The 17,101-nt window shown below is 63.9% G+C and carries 14 protein-coding genes, 1 tRNA gene and 1 pseudogene; 4 read left to right on the top strand and 12 right to left on the bottom strand.

Translation table 11 applies throughout. The features are described from left to right. A pseudogene (locus tag V3H18_RS07850) lies at window positions 1-186 on the bottom strand (pyridoxal phosphate-dependent aminotransferase); the annotation flags it as partial. A 200-nt stretch (window positions 187-386) separates the two neighbouring features. Between V3H18_RS07850 and V3H18_RS07855 the strand changes: the two are divergent. Next, window positions 387-1,673 (top strand): MgtC/SapB family protein, encoded by a 1,287-nt coding sequence (locus V3H18_RS07855; protein WP_332081458.1) that lies wholly within the window; start codon window positions 387-389, stop codon window positions 1,671-1,673. 8 nt (window positions 1,674-1,681) lie between these two features. On the opposite strand, the gene trxA is transcribed toward V3H18_RS07855, so the two are convergent. From trxA to secA, 10 genes are all read right to left on the bottom strand, one after another. After that, window positions 1,682-2,005 carry a thioredoxin gene (trxA, locus tag V3H18_RS07860; protein ID WP_332081459.1) on the bottom strand — a complete coding sequence of 108 codons (324 nt, stop codon included), beginning with the start codon at window positions 2,003-2,005 and terminating at the stop codon, window positions 1,682-1,684. A 547-nt stretch (window positions 2,006-2,552) separates the two neighbouring features. Then, the gene (locus V3H18_RS07865; protein ID WP_332081460.1) at window positions 2,553-4,088 is read right to left on the bottom strand and encodes an acyl-CoA carboxylase subunit beta; all 1,536 of its coding nucleotides are present in this window, start codon (window positions 4,086-4,088) and stop codon (window positions 2,553-2,555) included. 41 nt (window positions 4,089-4,129) lie between these two features. Continuing rightward, window positions 4,130-4,804, bottom strand: coding sequence for a COG3904 family protein (locus V3H18_RS07870; protein ID WP_332081461.1), 675 nt, complete (start codon window positions 4,802-4,804; stop codon window positions 4,130-4,132). A 99-nt stretch (window positions 4,805-4,903) separates the two neighbouring features. After that, window positions 4,904-4,979, bottom strand: a tRNA-Val gene (locus tag V3H18_RS07875). 189 nt (window positions 4,980-5,168) lie between these two features. Continuing rightward, window positions 5,169-5,504: an HU family DNA-binding protein gene (locus V3H18_RS07880; protein WP_332081512.1), complete on the bottom strand. Its 336-nt coding sequence runs from the start codon at window positions 5,502-5,504 to the stop codon at window positions 5,169-5,171. Between the two features lie 283 nt (window positions 5,505-5,787). Further along, the gene (gene lon / locus V3H18_RS07885) at window positions 5,788-8,217 is read right to left on the bottom strand and encodes an endopeptidase La (protein ID WP_332081462.1); all 2,430 of its coding nucleotides are present in this window, start codon (window positions 8,215-8,217) and stop codon (window positions 5,788-5,790) included. 231 nt (window positions 8,218-8,448) lie between these two features. Next, entirely contained in the window at window positions 8,449-9,717 is a 1,269-nt protein-coding gene (gene clpX, locus V3H18_RS07890) for an ATP-dependent Clp protease ATP-binding subunit ClpX (protein ID WP_332081463.1), read from the bottom strand. A gap of 243 nt (window positions 9,718-9,960) precedes the next feature. Next, window positions 9,961-11,181: a 6-phosphofructokinase gene (locus V3H18_RS07895; protein ID WP_332081464.1), complete on the bottom strand. Its 1,221-nt coding sequence runs from the start codon at window positions 11,179-11,181 to the stop codon at window positions 9,961-9,963. A gap of 117 nt (window positions 11,182-11,298) precedes the next feature. Next, the gene (locus V3H18_RS07900; protein WP_332081465.1) at window positions 11,299-11,712 is read right to left on the bottom strand and encodes a surface-adhesin E family protein; all 414 of its coding nucleotides are present in this window, start codon (window positions 11,710-11,712) and stop codon (window positions 11,299-11,301) included. Between the two features lie 19 nt (window positions 11,713-11,731). After that, entirely contained in the window at window positions 11,732-14,560 is a 2,829-nt protein-coding gene (gene secA, locus V3H18_RS07905) for a preprotein translocase subunit SecA (RefSeq protein ID WP_332081466.1), read from the bottom strand. 356 nt (window positions 14,561-14,916) lie between these two features. Here secA and V3H18_RS07910 point away from each other — a divergent pair, with 356 nt between their 5' ends. After that, the gene (locus V3H18_RS07910) at window positions 14,917-15,210 is read left to right on the top strand and encodes a hypothetical protein (protein ID WP_332081467.1); all 294 of its coding nucleotides are present in this window, start codon (window positions 14,917-14,919) and stop codon (window positions 15,208-15,210) included. 39 nt (window positions 15,211-15,249) lie between these two features. Continuing rightward, on the top strand, window positions 15,250-15,675 hold the full coding sequence (locus V3H18_RS07915) for a DUF1036 domain-containing protein (protein ID WP_332081468.1): 426 nt from the start codon (window positions 15,250-15,252) through the stop codon (window positions 15,673-15,675). Between the two features lie 6 nt (window positions 15,676-15,681). On the opposite strand, the gene V3H18_RS07920 is transcribed toward V3H18_RS07915, so the two are convergent. Further along, on the bottom strand, window positions 15,682-16,644 hold the full coding sequence (locus tag V3H18_RS07920; protein ID WP_332081469.1) for a polysaccharide deacetylase family protein: 963 nt from the start codon (window positions 16,642-16,644) through the stop codon (window positions 15,682-15,684). Window positions 16,645-16,663: 19 nt separating this feature from the next. Between V3H18_RS07920 and V3H18_RS07925 the strand changes: the two genes are divergently transcribed. After that, window positions 16,664-17,095, top strand: coding sequence for a GNAT family N-acetyltransferase (locus V3H18_RS07925; RefSeq protein WP_332081470.1), 432 nt, complete (start codon window positions 16,664-16,666; stop codon window positions 17,093-17,095). Window positions 17,096-17,101 lie beyond the last annotated feature (6 nt).

Consider the following 17,101-nt stretch of genomic DNA (forward strand, 5'->3'; position numbering starts at 1 on the left):
GCCGTCGCGCAGCGCCGCCATGGCCGCCTCGCGCGCGAGACGCGGCGCCGGCGCGCCGGGTTCGCCGAGCTCCAGATGAATGATGCGCCGTCCCGCGCGTTCGAGCGTCCTCGCTTCGCGGAGCGCGTCCATCGCCATGAACGGCGCGACGGCCGAGCGACGCGACGGCTGCAGGGGGCTGGTCATCGGCGTTTCCCTTATCTCGATAAAATCGTTTCGCGTCGTCCCGCGACGCACTACCTCTTATCAAGCGGCGGCGACGTGCGCTTTCCGATCAGACGGAATCGTCTGATCGATTAGAAATCGCGCCATTAAACTGGAGCGAGTTCTGATCGAAAAAGCCTGTCAACTTTTTAAGAATTTGCTCTAAGCGAGAGAGAGCCTCAATGTATGAGATGGACACGGTCGACCTCATCCAGCGTCTCTCCGTCGCGCTGGCGATCGGCCTGCTCATCGGTCTCGAACGCGGCTGGAGCGCGCGCGAGGAGGCGGAGGGAGAACGCGCCGCCGGCTTGCGCACGAACGGGCTCGCGGCGCTTCTCGGCGGCGTCTGGGCCGCGATCGTGCAGCCCTATGGGGCCGTGGGCGTCATCGCGCTCGCATTGGCCTTCGTCTTCGTCGGCGCATTGATCGGCGTTTACCGTTTTCGCGAAATCCAGCATGACGAGACATTCGGCGCGACGACGGCCGTCGCCGTGTCGCTCGCCTTCGCGCTCGGCGCTTTCGCCGTGATCGGCGACATGCAGGCCGCCGCCGCCGCGGCCGTCGCGACGGCGGCGATTCTCGCGCTCAAATCCTTTCTGCACGGCGTCGTCAAACGCGTGACCTGGGACGAACTGCGCTCGGGACTGGCGCTGCTCGCGATGAGCTTCATCCTGCTTCCGGTTCTCCCCAACGACGCGATCGATCCCTGGGGCGCCATCGTTCCCTTCCAGCTCTGGCTGATGACGGTGCTGATCGGCGCCATCTCCTTCGCCGGCTATGTCGCCGTTAAAATTGTTGGCTATCGCAAGGGCGTCGCCGTCGCGGGCCTTGCGGGCGGGCTTGCGTCCTCCACTGCGGCGACCGCGGCGATGTCGCGGCTCGCGCGCGAAAATCCGGGGCAGACGAATGTGCTCGCGGCCGGCGCCGTTTTCGCCAGCGCCATTATGGCGCCGCGGCTCTTGGCGATCGTCGCCCTGCTCAATCCGAATCTTGGCCTGCGACTCGCGGCCCCGCTCGTCGCGGCGGGCGTCGTCTTCGCGCTTGCTGGCTATGTTCTGTTGCGGCGAAGCGGCGATGACAGGCCGGAGGAGTCGCGCGATTTTACGCTCGGCAATCCGCTCGATCTCATCGCCGTGCTGAAATTTGGCGCGCTGCTCTCAGCGGTGATGATCCTCTCGCGGATCATGACCCATTTCGCCGGCAGCGCCGGCGCCTTCGCGCTCGCGGCGATTTCCGGCGTCGTGGACGTCGATGCGATCAGCCTCGCCATGGCGCGCTTGGGCGCGGCCGAGATCGGCGCGACGGCCGCCGCCGGCGCCATCCTGCTGGCGCTGCTCTCGAATACCATTGCCAAGACGGCTATGGGCTGGATTATCGGCGGCGCGCCCATGGGCTTGCGGCTCGCGGCCGTGTCCGCGCTCGCGGTCCTTTGCGCCGGCGCGGCGATCTGGCTCGCGCCGGCGTTATAGAGGTTTGGTCAGGCGACGGCGCCGGTGATCCAGCGCGCCAATTCGCCCTTGGGCGCCGCGCCGACCTTTTGCGACGCGGCCTTGCCGTCCTTGAAGACGATGAGCGTCGGAATCGAGCGAATGCCGAGTTTGCCGGCGACGCCGGGATTTTCGTCGACATTGAGCTTGACCACTTTGACCTTGCCCTTGAGCTCCGTCGCGATTTCCTCGAGCGCGGGCGCGATCATCTTGCAGGGGCCGCACCATTCCGCCCAGAAGTCGACGACGACCGGCTCGGCGGATTTCAGCACTTCCTGCTCGAAAGTGTCATCGGTGACTTTTTGCGTGGACATGGAGGGCCTTTCGTTGGCGGGATTTGATGGCGCGAAGCGTGCGCGGAAGGTAGGAAGCGCGCCGTCGCCCGTCAAGGCGACAAAGCCGTGGCGCCATGACATTCGTCAATCGAGCGCGGGCGTCGTCGTGCAAAAACGCGCCGCTTAAAACACAAAGAGCGGGGATGGCGGCCCGCCGCTCCCCACTCTTTGGCACCCCGTCCTTTACCGAAAGAAACGCCTGGCTCCGAAGTCTTTAAGTCGCTCCGATCACCTGTTCGCGGCGGCTCGTCTTGCGAGCCTCTGGCGAACCGCGTTCCGTTCGGCGTCCTCCCCGACTTGGACCGTAGCTGGGCGATTTCCCGCAACCCATTCGGCGCGAAGTAATATCCCAGCCAACCTGGCGAGGCGGACACTATGACAAAATCCAAAGGCTGTCACTCCAAAAATGTGCAGTCTGTGGAATTTTGAAGTCACGGCGCCGTCATTTTGGGCGTCGTCGGCGCGCCTGCGCCAAAGTGGCGCAAGTCGGCGCCGTCGCAGAGCGATCCGCCGCGCGCCGCTTGCGTCACAGCGGTATGTTGTCGTGCTTCTTCCAGGGATTTTGCAGCTGCTTATTGCGCAGCAGCGCGAGCGCGCGCGCGATTCGCTTGCGCGTGCTGTGCGGCATGATGACTTCGTCGATATAGCCGCGCTCCGCCGCGACGAAGGGAGAGAGGAAACGGTCCTCATATTCCTTGGTGCGCTGCGCAATCTTTTCGGGATCGCCGATGTCGGCGCGGAAGATAATCTCGACCGCGCCCTTGGCGCCCATCACGGCGATCTGCGCCGAGGGCCAGGCATAGTTCACGTCGCCGCGCAGATGCTTCGACGCCATGACGTCATAAGCGCCGCCGAAAGCCTTGCGCGTGATCAGCGTCACCTTCGGCACGGTCGCTTCGGCGTAGGCGAACAGCAGCTTCGCGCCATGCTTGATGAGGCCGCCATATTCCTGCGCCGTGCCCGGCAGAAAGCCCGGCACGTCGACGAAAGTGACGATCGGAATATTGAAACAGTCGCAGAAGCGCACGAAGCGCGCGGCCTTCTTGGAGGCGTCGATGTCGAGGACGCCGGCGAGCACGAGAGGCTGATTGGCGACGAAGCCGACGGTGCGGCCCTCGATGCGGCCGAAGCCGACGACGATGTTTCTGGCGTGCGCCTCCTGGATCTCGAAGAAGTCGCCCTCGTCGACGACCTTATGGATCAGCTCCTTGATGTCGTACGGCTTGTTGGGATTATCGGGCACGAGCGTGTCGAGCGAATCGTCGAAACGGGCGACGTTGTCGAAGCTCGGCCATTCGGGCGCAGCTTCTCCGTTGGAGGCGGGCAGGAAATCGATCAGCCGGCGCATCTGCAACAGCGCCTCGACGTCATTGTCATAGGCGCGGTCGGCGATCGAGCTCTTCGTCGTGTGCACCGAGGCGCCGCCAAGCTCTTCCGCCGTCACCGTCTCATTAGTGACGGTCTTCACGACGTCGGGGCCGGTGACGAACATATAACTCGTGTCGCGCACCATGAAGATGAAGTCGGTCATCGCCGGCGAATAGACGTCGCCGCCGGCGCAGGGGCCCATGATGACGGAAATTTGCGGAATGACGCCTGAGGCGAGCACATTGCGCTGAAACACCTCGCCATAGCCGCCGAGCGCCGCAACGCCTTCCTGAATGCGCGCGCCGCCCGCATCGAAGAGGCCGATGATCGGCGCGCGGTTCTTGAGCGCCATATCCTGCAGCTTGGTGATCTTCTGCGCGTGCGTCTCCGAGAGCGAGCCGCCGAACACGGTGAAGTCCTTGGCGAAGACGAAGACGGCGCGGCCATTGACCGTGCCCCAGCCGGTGACGACGCCGTCGCCCGAAATCTTCTCGCCCTGATCCATGCCGAAATCGGCGCAGCGATGGGCGACGAACATATCGAATTCTTCGAAAGACCCATGGTCGAGCAAGAGATCGATGCGCTCGCGCGCGGTGAGCTTGCCGCGGGCGTGCTGCGCCTCGATGCGCTTATGTCCGCCGCCAAGCCGCGCGGAGGCGCGCCGCTGTTCGAGCCCGTCGAGAATATGTTTCATTTGGCGTCCTGCTTGTGATCTTCGATGGAGGGAAGCGCGCTTTAGAGTTTGCGCGATCCGAGCCGCCAGCGCGCGATGTCGGCGCCGGTCAGCATATAGAGCTGATCGGGCGACGTGCGTTCGGCGAGATTAACGAGGTCGGTGCTGACGCCCATCATATTCGCGTAGCGCGAAAGCATGGCGCGCATGCCGCCGTCGTCGTAATTGCGCTCATGCACGATCCCGCCCTCGGAGAAGTCGAAACTCGTCGAATAGTTGAACATGCGATGGACGCCGACGCGGCTTTGCGCGGGAATGACGCGCTTCTTGCCGCCCATCAGCGCGTAGACGCAGGCCGAGTAGCAGCGGCCCGAGACGAGCGACATATTCTGCCGCGACATATCCGCCGCGGGACGGGCGACGATGACAGCCATGCCGAGCTTACGGATCGCCTGGCCAAGCTCCATCGAGGCGACGACCTTGCCGCCGGGAGAATCAAGCAGCACGATGCCGTGCAGATTGCCGCCGCCGACATTCTCGCGCACGAAGGCGAGAAAGGCGTCAGGCGTCGCCTCGCCGATCTCGCCCTGGGCGGCGACCACCTGCGGGCAGTTTGCGCCGCAGCCCCCCGAGTTCAGCCCGATGACGCGAAAGTTCATCTCCTCGGCGCGCGCCGCGCCGGCCCCCACAAAGAAGCCGAGGCAAAGGGCGAGGACGATGGTTTCGATCAGCTTCATCCGTGCGGCCTTCCTATCCCGACGCCATTGCGACCTAAAGCCTAGCACGAATTCGGCAAACATGAATTCGCGGGCCGCGGCCAGCGACCCCATCGCCGATGGTGGGCGGTGACGGGCTCGAACCGCCGACCCTCTCGGTGTAAACGAGATGCTCTACCAACTGAGCTAACCGCCCGGTCCAGCGAAGAAGATGGCCGCGGCTCGGTTTTTAAAGTCGGCGCCCGCGCGAGGCAAGCGCGGCGCTCTTCCATCCGGAAAGATAGCGCTCAAATGGCGACGGCCGCCGGAGCGCTCCGACGGCCGTCTGCGGTGAAAGGATGGCGACCCCTCTCTGGCGCGCCTCTTAAAGGCGGCGCGCGCGGGCTTACTTGGTCTTGTTGAGCGCCGTCTTCAGCGTCGCGCCGGGCTTGAAGCGGGCGCTCTTGGACGCAGGAATCTTGATCTCTTCGCCGGTCGCCGGGTTGCGGCCCTTGCCGGCCGCGCGCTTCTTGACCGAGAACGTGCCGAAGCCGACGAGACGGACTTCGTCTCCCTTTTTGAGAGCCTTGGTGATGCCGTCGAGCACGGCGTCGATGGCCGCCGCCGCGGCAGCCTTCGAGCTGTCGGTCGCGGCCGCGACATGTTCGACTAATTCAAGCTTGTTGACCATGGCCTGTTCCTTCTTTTTCGCTGCGGTCCGCGGGGCGCGAAAGAGCGCGATCTCGAATCGGCGTCACGCAGCGATGGCGAGTGTTGGGCGCGAATCGCTGCAAATGCAAGGGATACGGGCCAACAGGGACGAAAAAAGGCCGGAAATCCGGGGGAAATGGCCACCCCGTCACGAAAATTGGCTGAAACAGGCGGCTTGCGGCCGTTCGCGCCGCGGCCGTTTCGAGCAAAACGCGCCAAAAGAAAGCCCCGCAAGAGCGGGGCTCTTGCGGGGCTTTCAATTCATTCGCTAGAGCGCGCCGCGAAAAAATGCAGCGTGATCTCGTCTCAATCGATCAGTGGGCGCGAACGCCAGACCCATCGTCGTCGGCGATAGTCGCATTATGCTTGGCGATCGCGGCGGCGTCCTCTTCCCAAGTGATGGGCGTCGGCTGCGAGACGAGCGCATGTTTGAGCACTTCATCCATGCGCCCGACCGGCACGATCTCCAACCCGTTCTTCACCGCGTCGGGGATGTCCGCCAGATCCTTGGCGTTCTCCTCCGGGATCAGAACCTTCTTCATGCCGCCGCGCAGCGCCGCGAGGAGCTTCTCCTTCAGGCCGCCAATCGGCAGAACCCGGCCCCGCAGCGTGATCTCGCCGGTCATGGCGAGATCGCGCCGCACCGGAATGCCGGTGATGACCGAGACGATGGCGGTCGCCATGGCGACGCCCGCCGATGGGCCGTCCTTGGGCGTCGCGCCTTCCGGCACATGCACATGGATGTCGCGGCGATCGAACAGCGGCGGCTCGACGCCGAACTCGACCGCGCGCGAGCGCACATAAGACGCGGCCGCCGAGATCGACTCCTTCATCACGTCGCGCAGATTGCCGGTGACGGTCATTTTGCCCTTGCCGGGCATCATGACGCCTTCGATCGTCAGCAGTTCGCCGCCGACCTCGGTCCAGGCGAGGCCGGTCACGACGCCGACCTGATCTTCCAGCTCGGCTTCGCCATAGCGGTATTTCGGCACGCCGAGATAATCCGCGATGTTGTCGCTGGTGATGAGGATCTTGTCCTTTTTCTTGAGAAGGATTTCCTTCACCGCCTTGCGCGCGAGGTTGGAGATTTCGCGTTCGAGATTACGCACGCCCGCTTCGCGCGTATAGCGGCGAATGAGGGTGAGCAGACCGTCGTCGGCGATCATCCATTCTTCCGGCGCGAGCCCATGCTTATGCACCGCATTGGGGATGAGGTGCCGGCGCGCGATCTCGGCCTTTTCGTCTTCCGTATAGCCGGCGATGCGGATGATCTCCATGCGGTCCATCAGGGGCGCCGGGATATTCAGCGTATTCGCCGTCGTGACGAACATCACGTTCGAAAGGTCGTAATCGACTTCGAGGTAATGGTCGTTGAAGGTTGCGTTCTGCTCCGGGTCGAGCACTTCGAGCAGCGCCGAGGACGGATCGCCGCGGAAGTCCATGCCCATCTTGTCGATCTCGTCGAGGAGGAAGAGCGGATTGGACGTCTTCGCCTTGCGCATCGACTGGATGATCTTGCCCGGCATGGAGCCGATATAGGTGCGCCGGTGGCCGCGGATTTCCGCCTCGTCGCGCACGCCGCCCAGCGACATGCGCACGAATTCGCGGCCCGTCGCCTTGGCGATCGATTTGCCGAGCGAGGTCTTGCCGACGCCGGGCGGGCCGACGAGGCACAGGATCGGGCCGGTCAGCTTATTGGCGCGGCTCTGCACGGCGAGATATTCGAGAATGCGCTCCTTGACCTTGTCGAGGCCGAAATGCTCGGCGTCGAGCACCGTCTGCGCCTGTTCGAGGTCGCGCTTGACCTTCGAGCGCTTGCCCCACGGGATCGAGAGGATCCAGTCGAGATAGTTGCGCACGACGGTCGCTTCCGCCGACATCGGCGACATCTGCCGCAGTTTCTTGAATTCGGCGAAGGCCTTGTCGCGCGCCTCCTTCGAGAGCTTGGTGTTCTTAATGCGCTCCTCGAGCTCGGCGAGATCGTCCTTGCCGTCCTCGTCGCCCAGCTCCTTCTGGATCGCCTTCATCTGCTCGTTGAGATAATATTCGCGCTGCGTCTTCTCCATCTGGCGCTTGACGCGCGTGCGGATGCGCTTTTCGACCTGCAGCACGGAGATTTCGCTCTCCATCAGCGACAGGCACTTCTCAAGGCGCTTGACGACGTTCACCGTCTCCAGGACGTCCTGCTTCTCGGCGATCTTGACCGAAAGATGCGAGGCGATCGTGTCGGCGAGCTTCGAATAATCGTCGATCTGCGTCACCGCGCCGACGACCTCGGAAGACACGCGCTTGTTGAGCTTCACGTAATTTTCGAATTCGCCGACGACCGAGCGGCCGAGCGCCTCGACCTCGACCGGCGAGCCGAGTTCATCGGCGAGCGGCTCGGCGTCCGCCTCGTAATAGTCGTCGGAGCGCGAATAATTGCGCACGCTGGCGCGCGCCACGCCTTCAACGAGCACCTTCACCGTGCCGTCGGGGAGCTTGAGGAGCTGCAGGACAGAGGCGAGCGTGCCGATCGAATAGATGGCGTCGGTGGCGGGATCGTCGTCGCCGGCGTTCTTCTGGGTGGCGAGCAGGATCAGCCGGTCGGATTTCGTCACCTCTTCGAGCGCACGGATGGATTTCTCGCGCGCGACGAAAAGCGGAACGATCATATGCGGAAAAACGACAATATCCCGGAGCGGCAGCACGGGATAGCTTTCCACGGCTCCGGGCGTGATGGCGTCGCGCTTTTCATTCGACATTTTTTTGTGCCCTGTCAGTTGGCGCGCCCCGCTTGGCGGCGACGCGAGTACGCAGCGATTTTCAGGCCAAGCCGCGATACGGTCGCTTTCCGTTATCACGCCGATGGGGATGCGTCGGTCCAGGCCGCCCGAATCCCCTTGAACGCAAAATGGGATACGCGAACAATCGATTCAAGGCGCGGCCGCGCGGCTCCCCTGCGCTGTGACTCGCCGCTGCAACGGGGCGCCCGCTCAGGCGCTGGCGCCGCCGCTCTTCTCGCTGCGTTCCGCGTAAATATAAAGCGGCCGGGCCTTGCCCTCGACGACTTCCGGCCCGATCACGACCTGTTCGACGCCCTCAAGGCCCGGCAGGTCGAACATGGTGTCGAGCAATATGCCCTCCATGATCGAACGCAGGCCGCGCGCGCCGGTGCGGCGTTCGATCGCCTTGCGAGCGACGGAAGACAATGCGTCGTCCTGGAAGGTCAGCTCGACATTCTCCATCTCGAACAGGCGCTGATACTGCTTGACCAGCGCGTTCTTGGGCTCGGTGAGGATTTTCTTCAGCGCCTCCTCGTCGAGGTCCTCTAGGGTGGCGATGACCGGGAGGCGGCCGACGAATTCCGGGATCAGCCCGAACTTCAGCAGGTCCTCCGGCTGCACCTGGCGGAAAATATCGCCGGTGCGGCGCTCGTCGGGCGCTTGGACCGTGGCGGCGAAGCCGATCGAGGTGCTGCGGCCGCGGGCGGAGATGATCTTTTCGAGCCCGGCGAAGGCGCCGCCGCAGATGAAGAGGATGTTGGTCGTGTCGACCTGCAGGAACTCCTGCTGCGGATGCTTGCGTCCGCCCTGCGGCGGCACGGAGGCGATGGTGCCCTCCATGATCTTGAGCAGCGCCTGCTGGACGCCTTCGCCCGAGACGTCGCGGGTGATCGAGGGGTTGTCGGATTTGCGCGAAATCTTGTCGATTTCGTCGACATAGACGATGCCGCGCTGGGCGCGCTCGACATTATAGTCGGACGCCTGCAGCAGCTTCAGAATTATGTTCTCGACGTCCTCGCCGACATAGCCCGCCTCGGTCAGCGTCGTGGCGTCGGCCATGGTGAAGGGCACGTCCAGAATGCGCGCGAGCGTCTGCGCCAGCATGGTCTTGCCGACGCCGGTCGGGCCGATGAGCAGGATGTTGGACTTGGCGAGCTCGACGTCCCCGTGCTTCGTCGCATGGTTCAGGCGCTTGTAGTGATTATGGACGGCGACCGAGAGGACGCGTTTCGCCTGGGCCTGGCCGATCACATAGTCGTCAAGAACTTTGCATATCTCTCGCGGCGTCGGAATGCCGTCCCGCTGCTTCACGAGCGAGGATTTGTTCTCCTCGCGGATGATGTCCATGCAGAGTTCGACGCATTCGTCGCAGATGAACACCGTCGGGCCAGCGATGAGCTTGCGCACTTCATGCTGACTTTTACCGCAGAAGGAGCAGTAAAGCGTATTCTTCGAATCGCCGCCGCCGACTTTGCTCATGTCTTTCTCCCGCTGGGCCGGCTCGTCGGACGAATCGGCCCAAACTAATTTGGTAGCGGCGTCAGCCTAACAAAAGATGGAGGCGTTTGGCGTCGTCGCCCCCGTCCATCGTCGGCCGTCAGCGACGCGCGCCTGTGGAACCCCTGACAGACTACTGTATTTTAGGCGGAGGCCAATTGGCAACCTTCGCCGGGAGTCTCAGGCAAGCAAGAAAGGCGCCCGGCGTCTAGGGTGAAATTTGCGTCACGCCGTCAGGATTTTGGGCACGCGATTGAGCCGCAGCCGATAAGCGTCGGGCATGCCGCTGCCGAGTAGGGGCCGCAGATAGAGGCGGAAGGCGTCGGTCACGTCCGTCCCCGACGGGCCGATGAACTCGTCGGGCATGACTTTGGTCTTGGCGGCGATCTCTTCAAGAGGGGTCAGATGGTAGTCCACCGAGTAAAAGCCGGTGCGGTGGATCGTCACGGAGCCGTCCTTCTCGCCCCAAATGCCGTATTGGACGGCCTTTTCGCCGACCTCCCGCGCCTCGCGCTGGTCGACGTCGGAGACGCAGCCGACGAAGCTTCGCTGCACATAGCCGAAGGTGTCGGCGCGCACCCGCTTATACCCAAGCCTGTCCTTGACGAGCTGGGTCAGTTCGTCGGCGAGCGCGCCGCCGCCCAGATGCACATTGCCGTGATCGTCCCGCTCGACCGATTTGGCGAGTTTTTCGGCAATGGGCGTATGATTTTCGTCGCAGACGCCTTCCGAGACGGCGACGACGCAGCGGCCGTATTTATCCACCGTCGCCTTCACGTCGGCGAGGAACTTGTCGATGATGAAGGCGCGCTCGGGGATATAGATGAGATGCGGCCCGTCGTCAGGGAATTTCTTGCCGAGCGCCGAGGCGGCGGTGAGGAAGCCCGCGTGCCGGCCCATGACGATGGCGATATAGACGCCGGGCAGCGCCCAATTGTCGAGATTGGCCCCGGCGAAGGCCTGCGCCACCCAGCGCGCCGCAGAAGGAAAGCCCGGCGTGTGGTCGTTCACCATCAGATCATTGTCGATGGTTTTCGGAATATGGACGGTCCGTAGCGGATAGCCGGCCTTCTTCGCCTCCTCCGAGACGATGCGCACCGTGTCGGATGAATCATTGCCGCCGATATAAAAGAAGCAGCCGATACCATGCGCGCGCAGCACACGGAAAATCTCCTGGCAATATTTCAGGTCGGGCTTCTCACGCGTCGAGCCGAGCGCGGATGACGGCGTGCAGGCGACGAGTTCGAGATTATGCGTCGTCTCCTGGGTGAGGTCGACGAAGTCCTCATTGACGATGCCGCGCACGCCGTGGAAGGCGCCATAGACGCGCTCCACCTCGCGGAACTTGCGGGACTCAAGCGCGACGCCGACGAGCGACTGGTTGATGACGGCGGTCGGGCCGCCGCCCTGCGCGACGAGGACTTTGGAGAAATCGATTGCGGTCACGACAAGCTCCTGCAAACGCCTGCGGCGGCCGCTTTCCCGCCCGGCGCGGGACAGCGGCGCTTCAACCGCGCTGCGCTTATATTCTGAGGCATGAGGCGGTTCAAATCGGATCGGACGCTATTTCGATGGCTCGCTTGAGCAAACGCGCGCGAAGAGTCCGTCGTAATAGGGCGGCGTCGGCGACCAGCCGTCTTTCCCCGGATAGGGCTTGGTGATTTTCCCTTCGCCCATCTGGCCTTCACGCCAGCCGCCCCCCTCGGATCGGTATTTCCGATTGACGCAATCGAAGGACACTTTCTCGATTTCCGAAAGCCCTTTCGCCGCAAGGCCGAAGGCGGCGGCTTTGGGCGAGGCGGCGTTGTAGTCGGTCAGCGCGTCGACCGTGACGATTCCGTCGGGCGATATCCGCCGCGAGCCGGGATCCAAATAGACAGTGGAAAAATCATCTTTGGAGACCTGAACCCAATCGACGCGGGCCGAGGCGGAGGAAGCCAGCGACGACATGAGCGCCGAGACGCCGATCTTCCACATGGCTCGCCTCATCTTCGGCTCAGACAAGCGCGCCGTGGCAATGCTTGTATTTCTTGCCGGAGCCGCAGGGACAGAGTTCGTTGCGGCCGACCTTGCCCCATGTCCCCGGATTGGCGGGATCGCGCTGCTGCGCCGTCGCCTCGCTCATCGCCGCAAGCCCGCGCGGGGAGAAATCCGCCGTCGCGAGCCGCGCATTGAGATCGTCGAGGGCGGCCTGCGAGCCGGAGCCGATAAGCGCCTCGGGATTGGGATGCGACATTTCCATCGGCGGCAGTTCGGGGGGCGCAGAAGGCGGCGCCTCGAAGGAGACTTCGACCCGCATCAACTGGGCGATGACCGCTTCGTCCCAGCGCGTCATCAGGCTCTTGAAGAGCTCCAGCGCCTCGGACTTATATTCATTGAGCGGATCGCGCTGCGCCATGCCGCGCCAGCCGATGACCTGCCGCAGATGATCGAGCGCGACGAGATGCTCGCGCCAGAGCGTGTCGAGCGATTGCAGCACGACCTGCTTCTCGATCATGCGCATCAGCGGGGCCGTGCTCCTTTCGACGCGTTCCGCATAGGCCGCATCGGCCGCCTTTAGCAGGCGCTCCTTGATCTCTTCGTCGGCGATGCCCTCTTCCTTCGCCCATTGGGCGATGGGCAAATCGAGATTGAGCTTCGCCCGCACGTCTTCGGCGAGGCCTTCGACATCCCAGGCCTCCGCATAGGCGTCGTGCGGAATGCGGCTCGCGACGAGGGCGTCGATCACGTCGGCGCGCATGTCGGCGACCTGCTCCTCGACGCTTTCGTCGGTCATGATTTCGCGCCGGCGCTCGAAGATCACCTTGCGCTGGTCGTTCATGACATTGTCGAATTTCAGAATGTTCTTGCGGATGTCGAAATTGCGCGCCTCGACCTTATGCTGCGCCTTCTCGATCGCCTTGTTGATCCAGGGATGGACGATCGCTTCGCCTTCCTGCAGGCCGAGCTTGACGAGCATGGAGTCCATGCGCTCGGAGCCGAAAATGCGCATGAGATCGTCCTGCAGCGACAGGAAGAATTTCGAGCGGCCGGGGTCGCCCTGGCGGCCCGAGCGGCCGCGGAGCTGATTGTCGATGCGCCGGCTCTCATGGCGCTCCGTGCCGATGATATAGAGGCCGCCGGCGGCGATGGCCTTCTCCTTGAAGGCGGCGACCTCCTCGCGAATTTCCGCTTCTCTCTTCGCGCGCGCCTCGCCCTCAAGCCCGGCGCATTCCTGTGTCACGCGCATCTCGACATTGCCGCCGAGCTGAATGTCGGTGCCGCGGCCGGCCATGTTGGTGGCGATGGTGATCGCGCCCGGAACGCCCGCTTCCGCGACGATATAGGCTTCCTGCTCGTGGAAGCGCGCGTTCAGGACGGCGAAGAGCTTTGGCGGCTTGCCGGAGCGCGCCGCCTCATAGAGCTTGGCGAGGCCCTTGGGATCGCCGAAATCGATCATCTTATAGCCCTGCGTCTGCAGGAATTCGGCGAGCTGCTCGGATTTCTCGATCGAGGTGGTGCCGACGAGCAGCGGCTGCATCCGTGAATTGGCTTCCTGCGCCTCGGCGGCGATGGCGGTGAGTTTCTCCTTAGCCGTGCGATAGACTTCGTCGTCCTCGTCGAGGCGGCACACCGGGCGGTTCGTCGGAATCTCGACGACGTCGAGCCTGTAGATCTCGGAGAATTCATTCGCCTCGGTCGCCGCCGTGCCGGTCATGCCGGCGAGCTTGTCGTAGAGGCGGAAATAATTCTGGAAGGTGATCGAGGCGAGCGTGACGTTCTCGGGCTGGATCTGGACGTGCTCCTTCGCCTCGAGCGCCTGGTGCAGTCCTTCCGAATAGCGGCGGCCCGGCATCATGCGGCCGGTGAATTCGTCGATGATGACCACTTCGCCCTTGCGGACGATATAGTCCTTGTCCTTCTGGAAAAGCTTATGCGCGCGCAGCGCCTGATTGATGTGATGCACCAGCGTGACGTTATGCGCTTCGTAGAGCGCGCCTTCCGTCAGCGCGCCGACTTCCGTCAGCAGCTCTTCCATATGTTCGTTGCCGGCGTCGGTCAGATGGACGGTGCGCTGCTTCTCGTCCAGTTCGAAATCGTCGGCGTTGAGCTTGGGGATGAGGCCGTCGATCGTATTGTAGAGATCAGACTTGTCGTCGACCGCGCCGGAAATGATGAGCGGCGTGCGCGCCTCGTCGATGAGGATCGAATCCACTTCGTCGACGATCGCGAAACTATGCCCGCGCTGAACCATCTGCGCGAATTCATATTTCATATTGTCGCGCAGATAGTCGAAGCCATATTCGTTATTGGTGCCGTAGGTGATGTCGCAGGCGTAGGCCGTGGCGCGCTCGTCGTCCATGATGTCGTGCACGACGACGCCGACGCTCATGCCGAGGAATCGGTATATCTGCCCCATCCACTCGGCGTCGCGCTTGGCGAGATAGTCGTTCACGGTGACGACATGCACGCCCTTACCGGCGAGCGCGTTGAGATAGACCGCGAGCGTCGCGACGAGCGTCTTGCCCTCGCCGGTGCGCATCTCGGCGATGGCGCCTTCATGCAGCACCATGCCGCCGATGAGCTGAACGTCGAAATGGCGCTGGCCGAGGGTGCGCTTGGCGGCTTCGCGCACAGTGGCGAAGGCGGGGACGAGCAAATCGTCGAGCGCCTTGCCAGCGGCGATCTCCTCGCGAAACTGACGGGTGCGGTCGCGCAGCTCGTCGTCGGTCAGCGCTTCCAGCTGCGGCTCCAGGGCGTTGATCGCCTTGACCTTCGGCGCATAGGTCTTGAGGCGGCGGTCATTGGCCGAGCCGAAAATCTTCTTGGCGAGGGCGCCGATCATTCCCGCGAACCTTTCTTCAGCGGAGCGTCTGCCGCCTTCTCGGCGCGCCGGAGGACGGCGGACGGGCGGAGCCTCGCATCATGCAAGAAAAACATCCGCTTGCGACGTCGCCCCGCTTGAGGGCGTCGTGATCGACGCGGCTTTTCCGCCGGAGAGATAAGAGCCGCGCGAACCCTTGTCAATGTAAGGGAATTTGGGGCAGGGGGCCGGGCCGGGGCCAATAGTTTCATGACGCCCGACGCTTATGATCCAAACGGACGAGGACGGGCGCGCCGCCGGGGCCTAGCCTCGCTCAATCGTCTGGGCCGGGCTTGCGTCGCGGCGCGGCGCGGGCGGATTTCCAAGGGGGTTCTCTCATGAGACGCAATTTTCAACTCGTTGCGGCGCTCGCCGCCGCCGCGCTCCTCCTCGCTTGCGGAGAGGCGCAGGCCCAGCGTCGCAAGCCTTCCGAGGCGGCGGTCAGCGGCACCGAGCATTTCGGCGACAAACCGCCTTCAAAGGAAGTCCTGGGGCCGGGAAGCGCGAAGCCGGTCTCTGGGGAGGAAGACGCGCGGCCGGGCGTCGGAGAAGTCTCCAAGGAGCCGACGGTCGCCACGAAGGCGCGATCCGTGCGCCGCGATCCCGCCGAGCAACCCAAGCCAAAGCCCTGAATGTCATTGCAGCCCAAAGCGTTTCCCGGGGAGGGGATTATGCGCAGATTTTTGATTCTATTCGCGGCGTTGGCCGTCAGCCTGATTGCTTTCGCGCCCAGCGCCGCCCAGGCCTGGTTCAAATTCCGCAACAAGACCAACGCCACCGTGTGGGTGTCGTTTCTCTGGTATGCGCCGGGCTGCTCCGACGGCGGCGACTGGGAAAAGAAGGGCTGGTGGAAACTGGAGCCGGGGCAGATCAAAACCGTCTTCGGCCAGGACCTCCAGAGCGTTAACACTTATTACTATTATTACGCCGAATCGAGCGACGGGACGAAGTGGAGCGGCCCCTTCAACATTTGCGTGCCTCAGACCGCCTATGATTGGTGCATCAACACCTGTTGCACGCCGACATGCCGGACCGTCGGCTTCCGCGAAAAATATATCGGCGGCAATAACAACTATACGGTCAACCTGGTGAAATAGCGGGGCTCACGGCGCCTCATTGATCGGCCGCAGCGGGCGGGGCAGCCTGCCCGTCTTGACGAGCCGGGAAAACAGCCGCAGGCCCACGGGCTCATTGCCGTTGGGATGCACCAGCACGATGGAGCCCGGCCGCGGCGGCGGGCCGAGCGCAAGCCAACTGTCCGCGCCGAGCGCCACAAGATGTCGGGCGCGGATATGGTCGAGCAGCGCGCCGTCGGCGACGAGGCCCGGAAAACGGAAGAAGACCGAAGGCGTTTCGCCATTGGCGATGATGAGCTTCTCGGTCTCGAAGATTTCGCGATCCATATCGACGCCGGGGCGCAGCAGATAATTCCGACTGTCCGCGAGTCCGACGACATAGGGGTGGCTGTAGGAGTGGTTCGCCCAGGCGATGTCGAGCGCGCCGCTGCGCGCCTTCTCGCGCAACCAGGCGAAGTCGGCGCCGTGGCGCGCGATCCAACCCCCGGAGACGGCGAGCGTCACGGGGGTGTGCGGACCCTGCGCGGCGAGTTCTTCGAAAAAGGCGCGGTCGAGCGGCTTGCGGCTGGGGCAGAGGTCGCCGGTGACGAAAGCGCCGTCGCCCGCCCCATGAATGAGGCCGGCGTTGACGAGCGCCGGCGGACGCGCCGGGTCGGCGGGCGGGCGCAGCGCCTGCAGATAGCGCGTCTGTTCCTCGGCCGCGTCGCTCGTCTCGGCGCAGCGCCAGCACGCGGCGCGCTCCAGCGACGTCTGCAGCGACTGCGGGTCGACGGCGAGCAGCAGCGCCTCTCCATCGACGCGCATGCGGCGGATGGCGAGCCGAGTCGCGCCGCTTTCGCTCGCGCAGCTCTCGAAGACCGGCGCATAATCATGTACGCGCTCGGCGGTCGACGCAGCTCCAGGCGCGATTTCCGCCGGCGCACAGGACCCTTCTTGGCCGCGCGCAGTTGCGGCGCCGGCGAGGCATGCGCAGAATAGAAGAGCGAACATCCGAGTCATGCGCAGGACCATGGCCAAAAGCATCGAGATTGAAAAGCTCGCTCTGTCGATCGAAACGGCGGAATCGGCGGAGCTTTCGGCGCGTCTTGGCGCGGCGCTGAGCGAACGTTTCGGCGCGCGCGCCGAGCAGACCTTCTCCATTCTGGCGCGCGGGGAAGATGGCGCGCTGATCGGCGGAGTCAATGGCCTCACCCATTGGCGATGGGCCTATGTGCGCCATCTCTGGGTGGCGGAGTCTTGGCGCGGCCAGGGCCTCGGCGCGCGGCTCATGGGGGAGGCGGAGCGCTTCGCGCGGGACTGCGGCTGCGTGGGCGTCTATATCGACACATTCGAGAGGCGCGTCGCCGCCTTCTATGAGACGCTCGGCTTCGCGCCCGTGGGAGAGATCGCCGATTTTCCGCCGGGCCACAGCCGCATCTCCCTGAGCAAGCCGCTCCGATGACTGAGA

The sequence above is a fragment of the Methylocystis borbori genome (assembly GCF_036576025.1).
Taxonomy (GTDB): domain Bacteria; phylum Pseudomonadota; class Alphaproteobacteria; order Rhizobiales; family Beijerinckiaceae; genus Methylocystis; species Methylocystis borbori.

Coding starts and splice junctions, on each gene's coding strand:
- V3H18_RS07865 (WP_332081460.1), bottom strand. CDS start 4,088: ATGAAACATATTCTCGACGGGCTCGAACAGCGGCGCGCCTCCGCGCGG.
- V3H18_RS07900 (WP_332081465.1), bottom strand. CDS start 11,712: ATGTGGAAGATCGGCGTCTCGGCGCTCATGTCGTCGCTGGCTTCCTCC.
- V3H18_RS07855 (WP_332081458.1), top strand. CDS start 387: ATGTATGAGATGGACACGGTCGACCTCATCCAGCGTCTCTCCGTCGCG.
- secA (WP_332081466.1), bottom strand. CDS start 14,560: ATGATCGGCGCCCTCGCCAAGAAGATTTTCGGCTCGGCCAATGACCGC.
- trxA (WP_332081459.1), bottom strand. CDS start 2,005: ATGTCCACGCAAAAAGTCACCGATGACACTTTCGAGCAGGAAGTGCTG.
- V3H18_RS07925 (WP_332081470.1), top strand. CDS start 16,664: ATGGCCAAAAGCATCGAGATTGAAAAGCTCGCTCTGTCGATCGAAACG.
- V3H18_RS07910 (WP_332081467.1), top strand. CDS start 14,917: ATGAGACGCAATTTTCAACTCGTTGCGGCGCTCGCCGCCGCCGCGCTC.
- V3H18_RS07915 (WP_332081468.1), top strand. CDS start 15,250: ATGCGCAGATTTTTGATTCTATTCGCGGCGTTGGCCGTCAGCCTGATT.
- V3H18_RS07870 (WP_332081461.1), bottom strand. CDS start 4,804: ATGAAGCTGATCGAAACCATCGTCCTCGCCCTTTGCCTCGGCTTCTTT.
- lon (WP_332081462.1), bottom strand. CDS start 8,217: ATGTCGAATGAAAAGCGCGACGCCATCACGCCCGGAGCCGTGGAAAGC.
- clpX (WP_332081463.1), bottom strand. CDS start 9,717: ATGAGCAAAGTCGGCGGCGGCGATTCGAAGAATACGCTTTACTGCTCC.
- V3H18_RS07920 (WP_332081469.1), bottom strand. CDS start 16,644: ATGTTCGCTCTTCTATTCTGCGCATGCCTCGCCGGCGCCGCAACTGCG.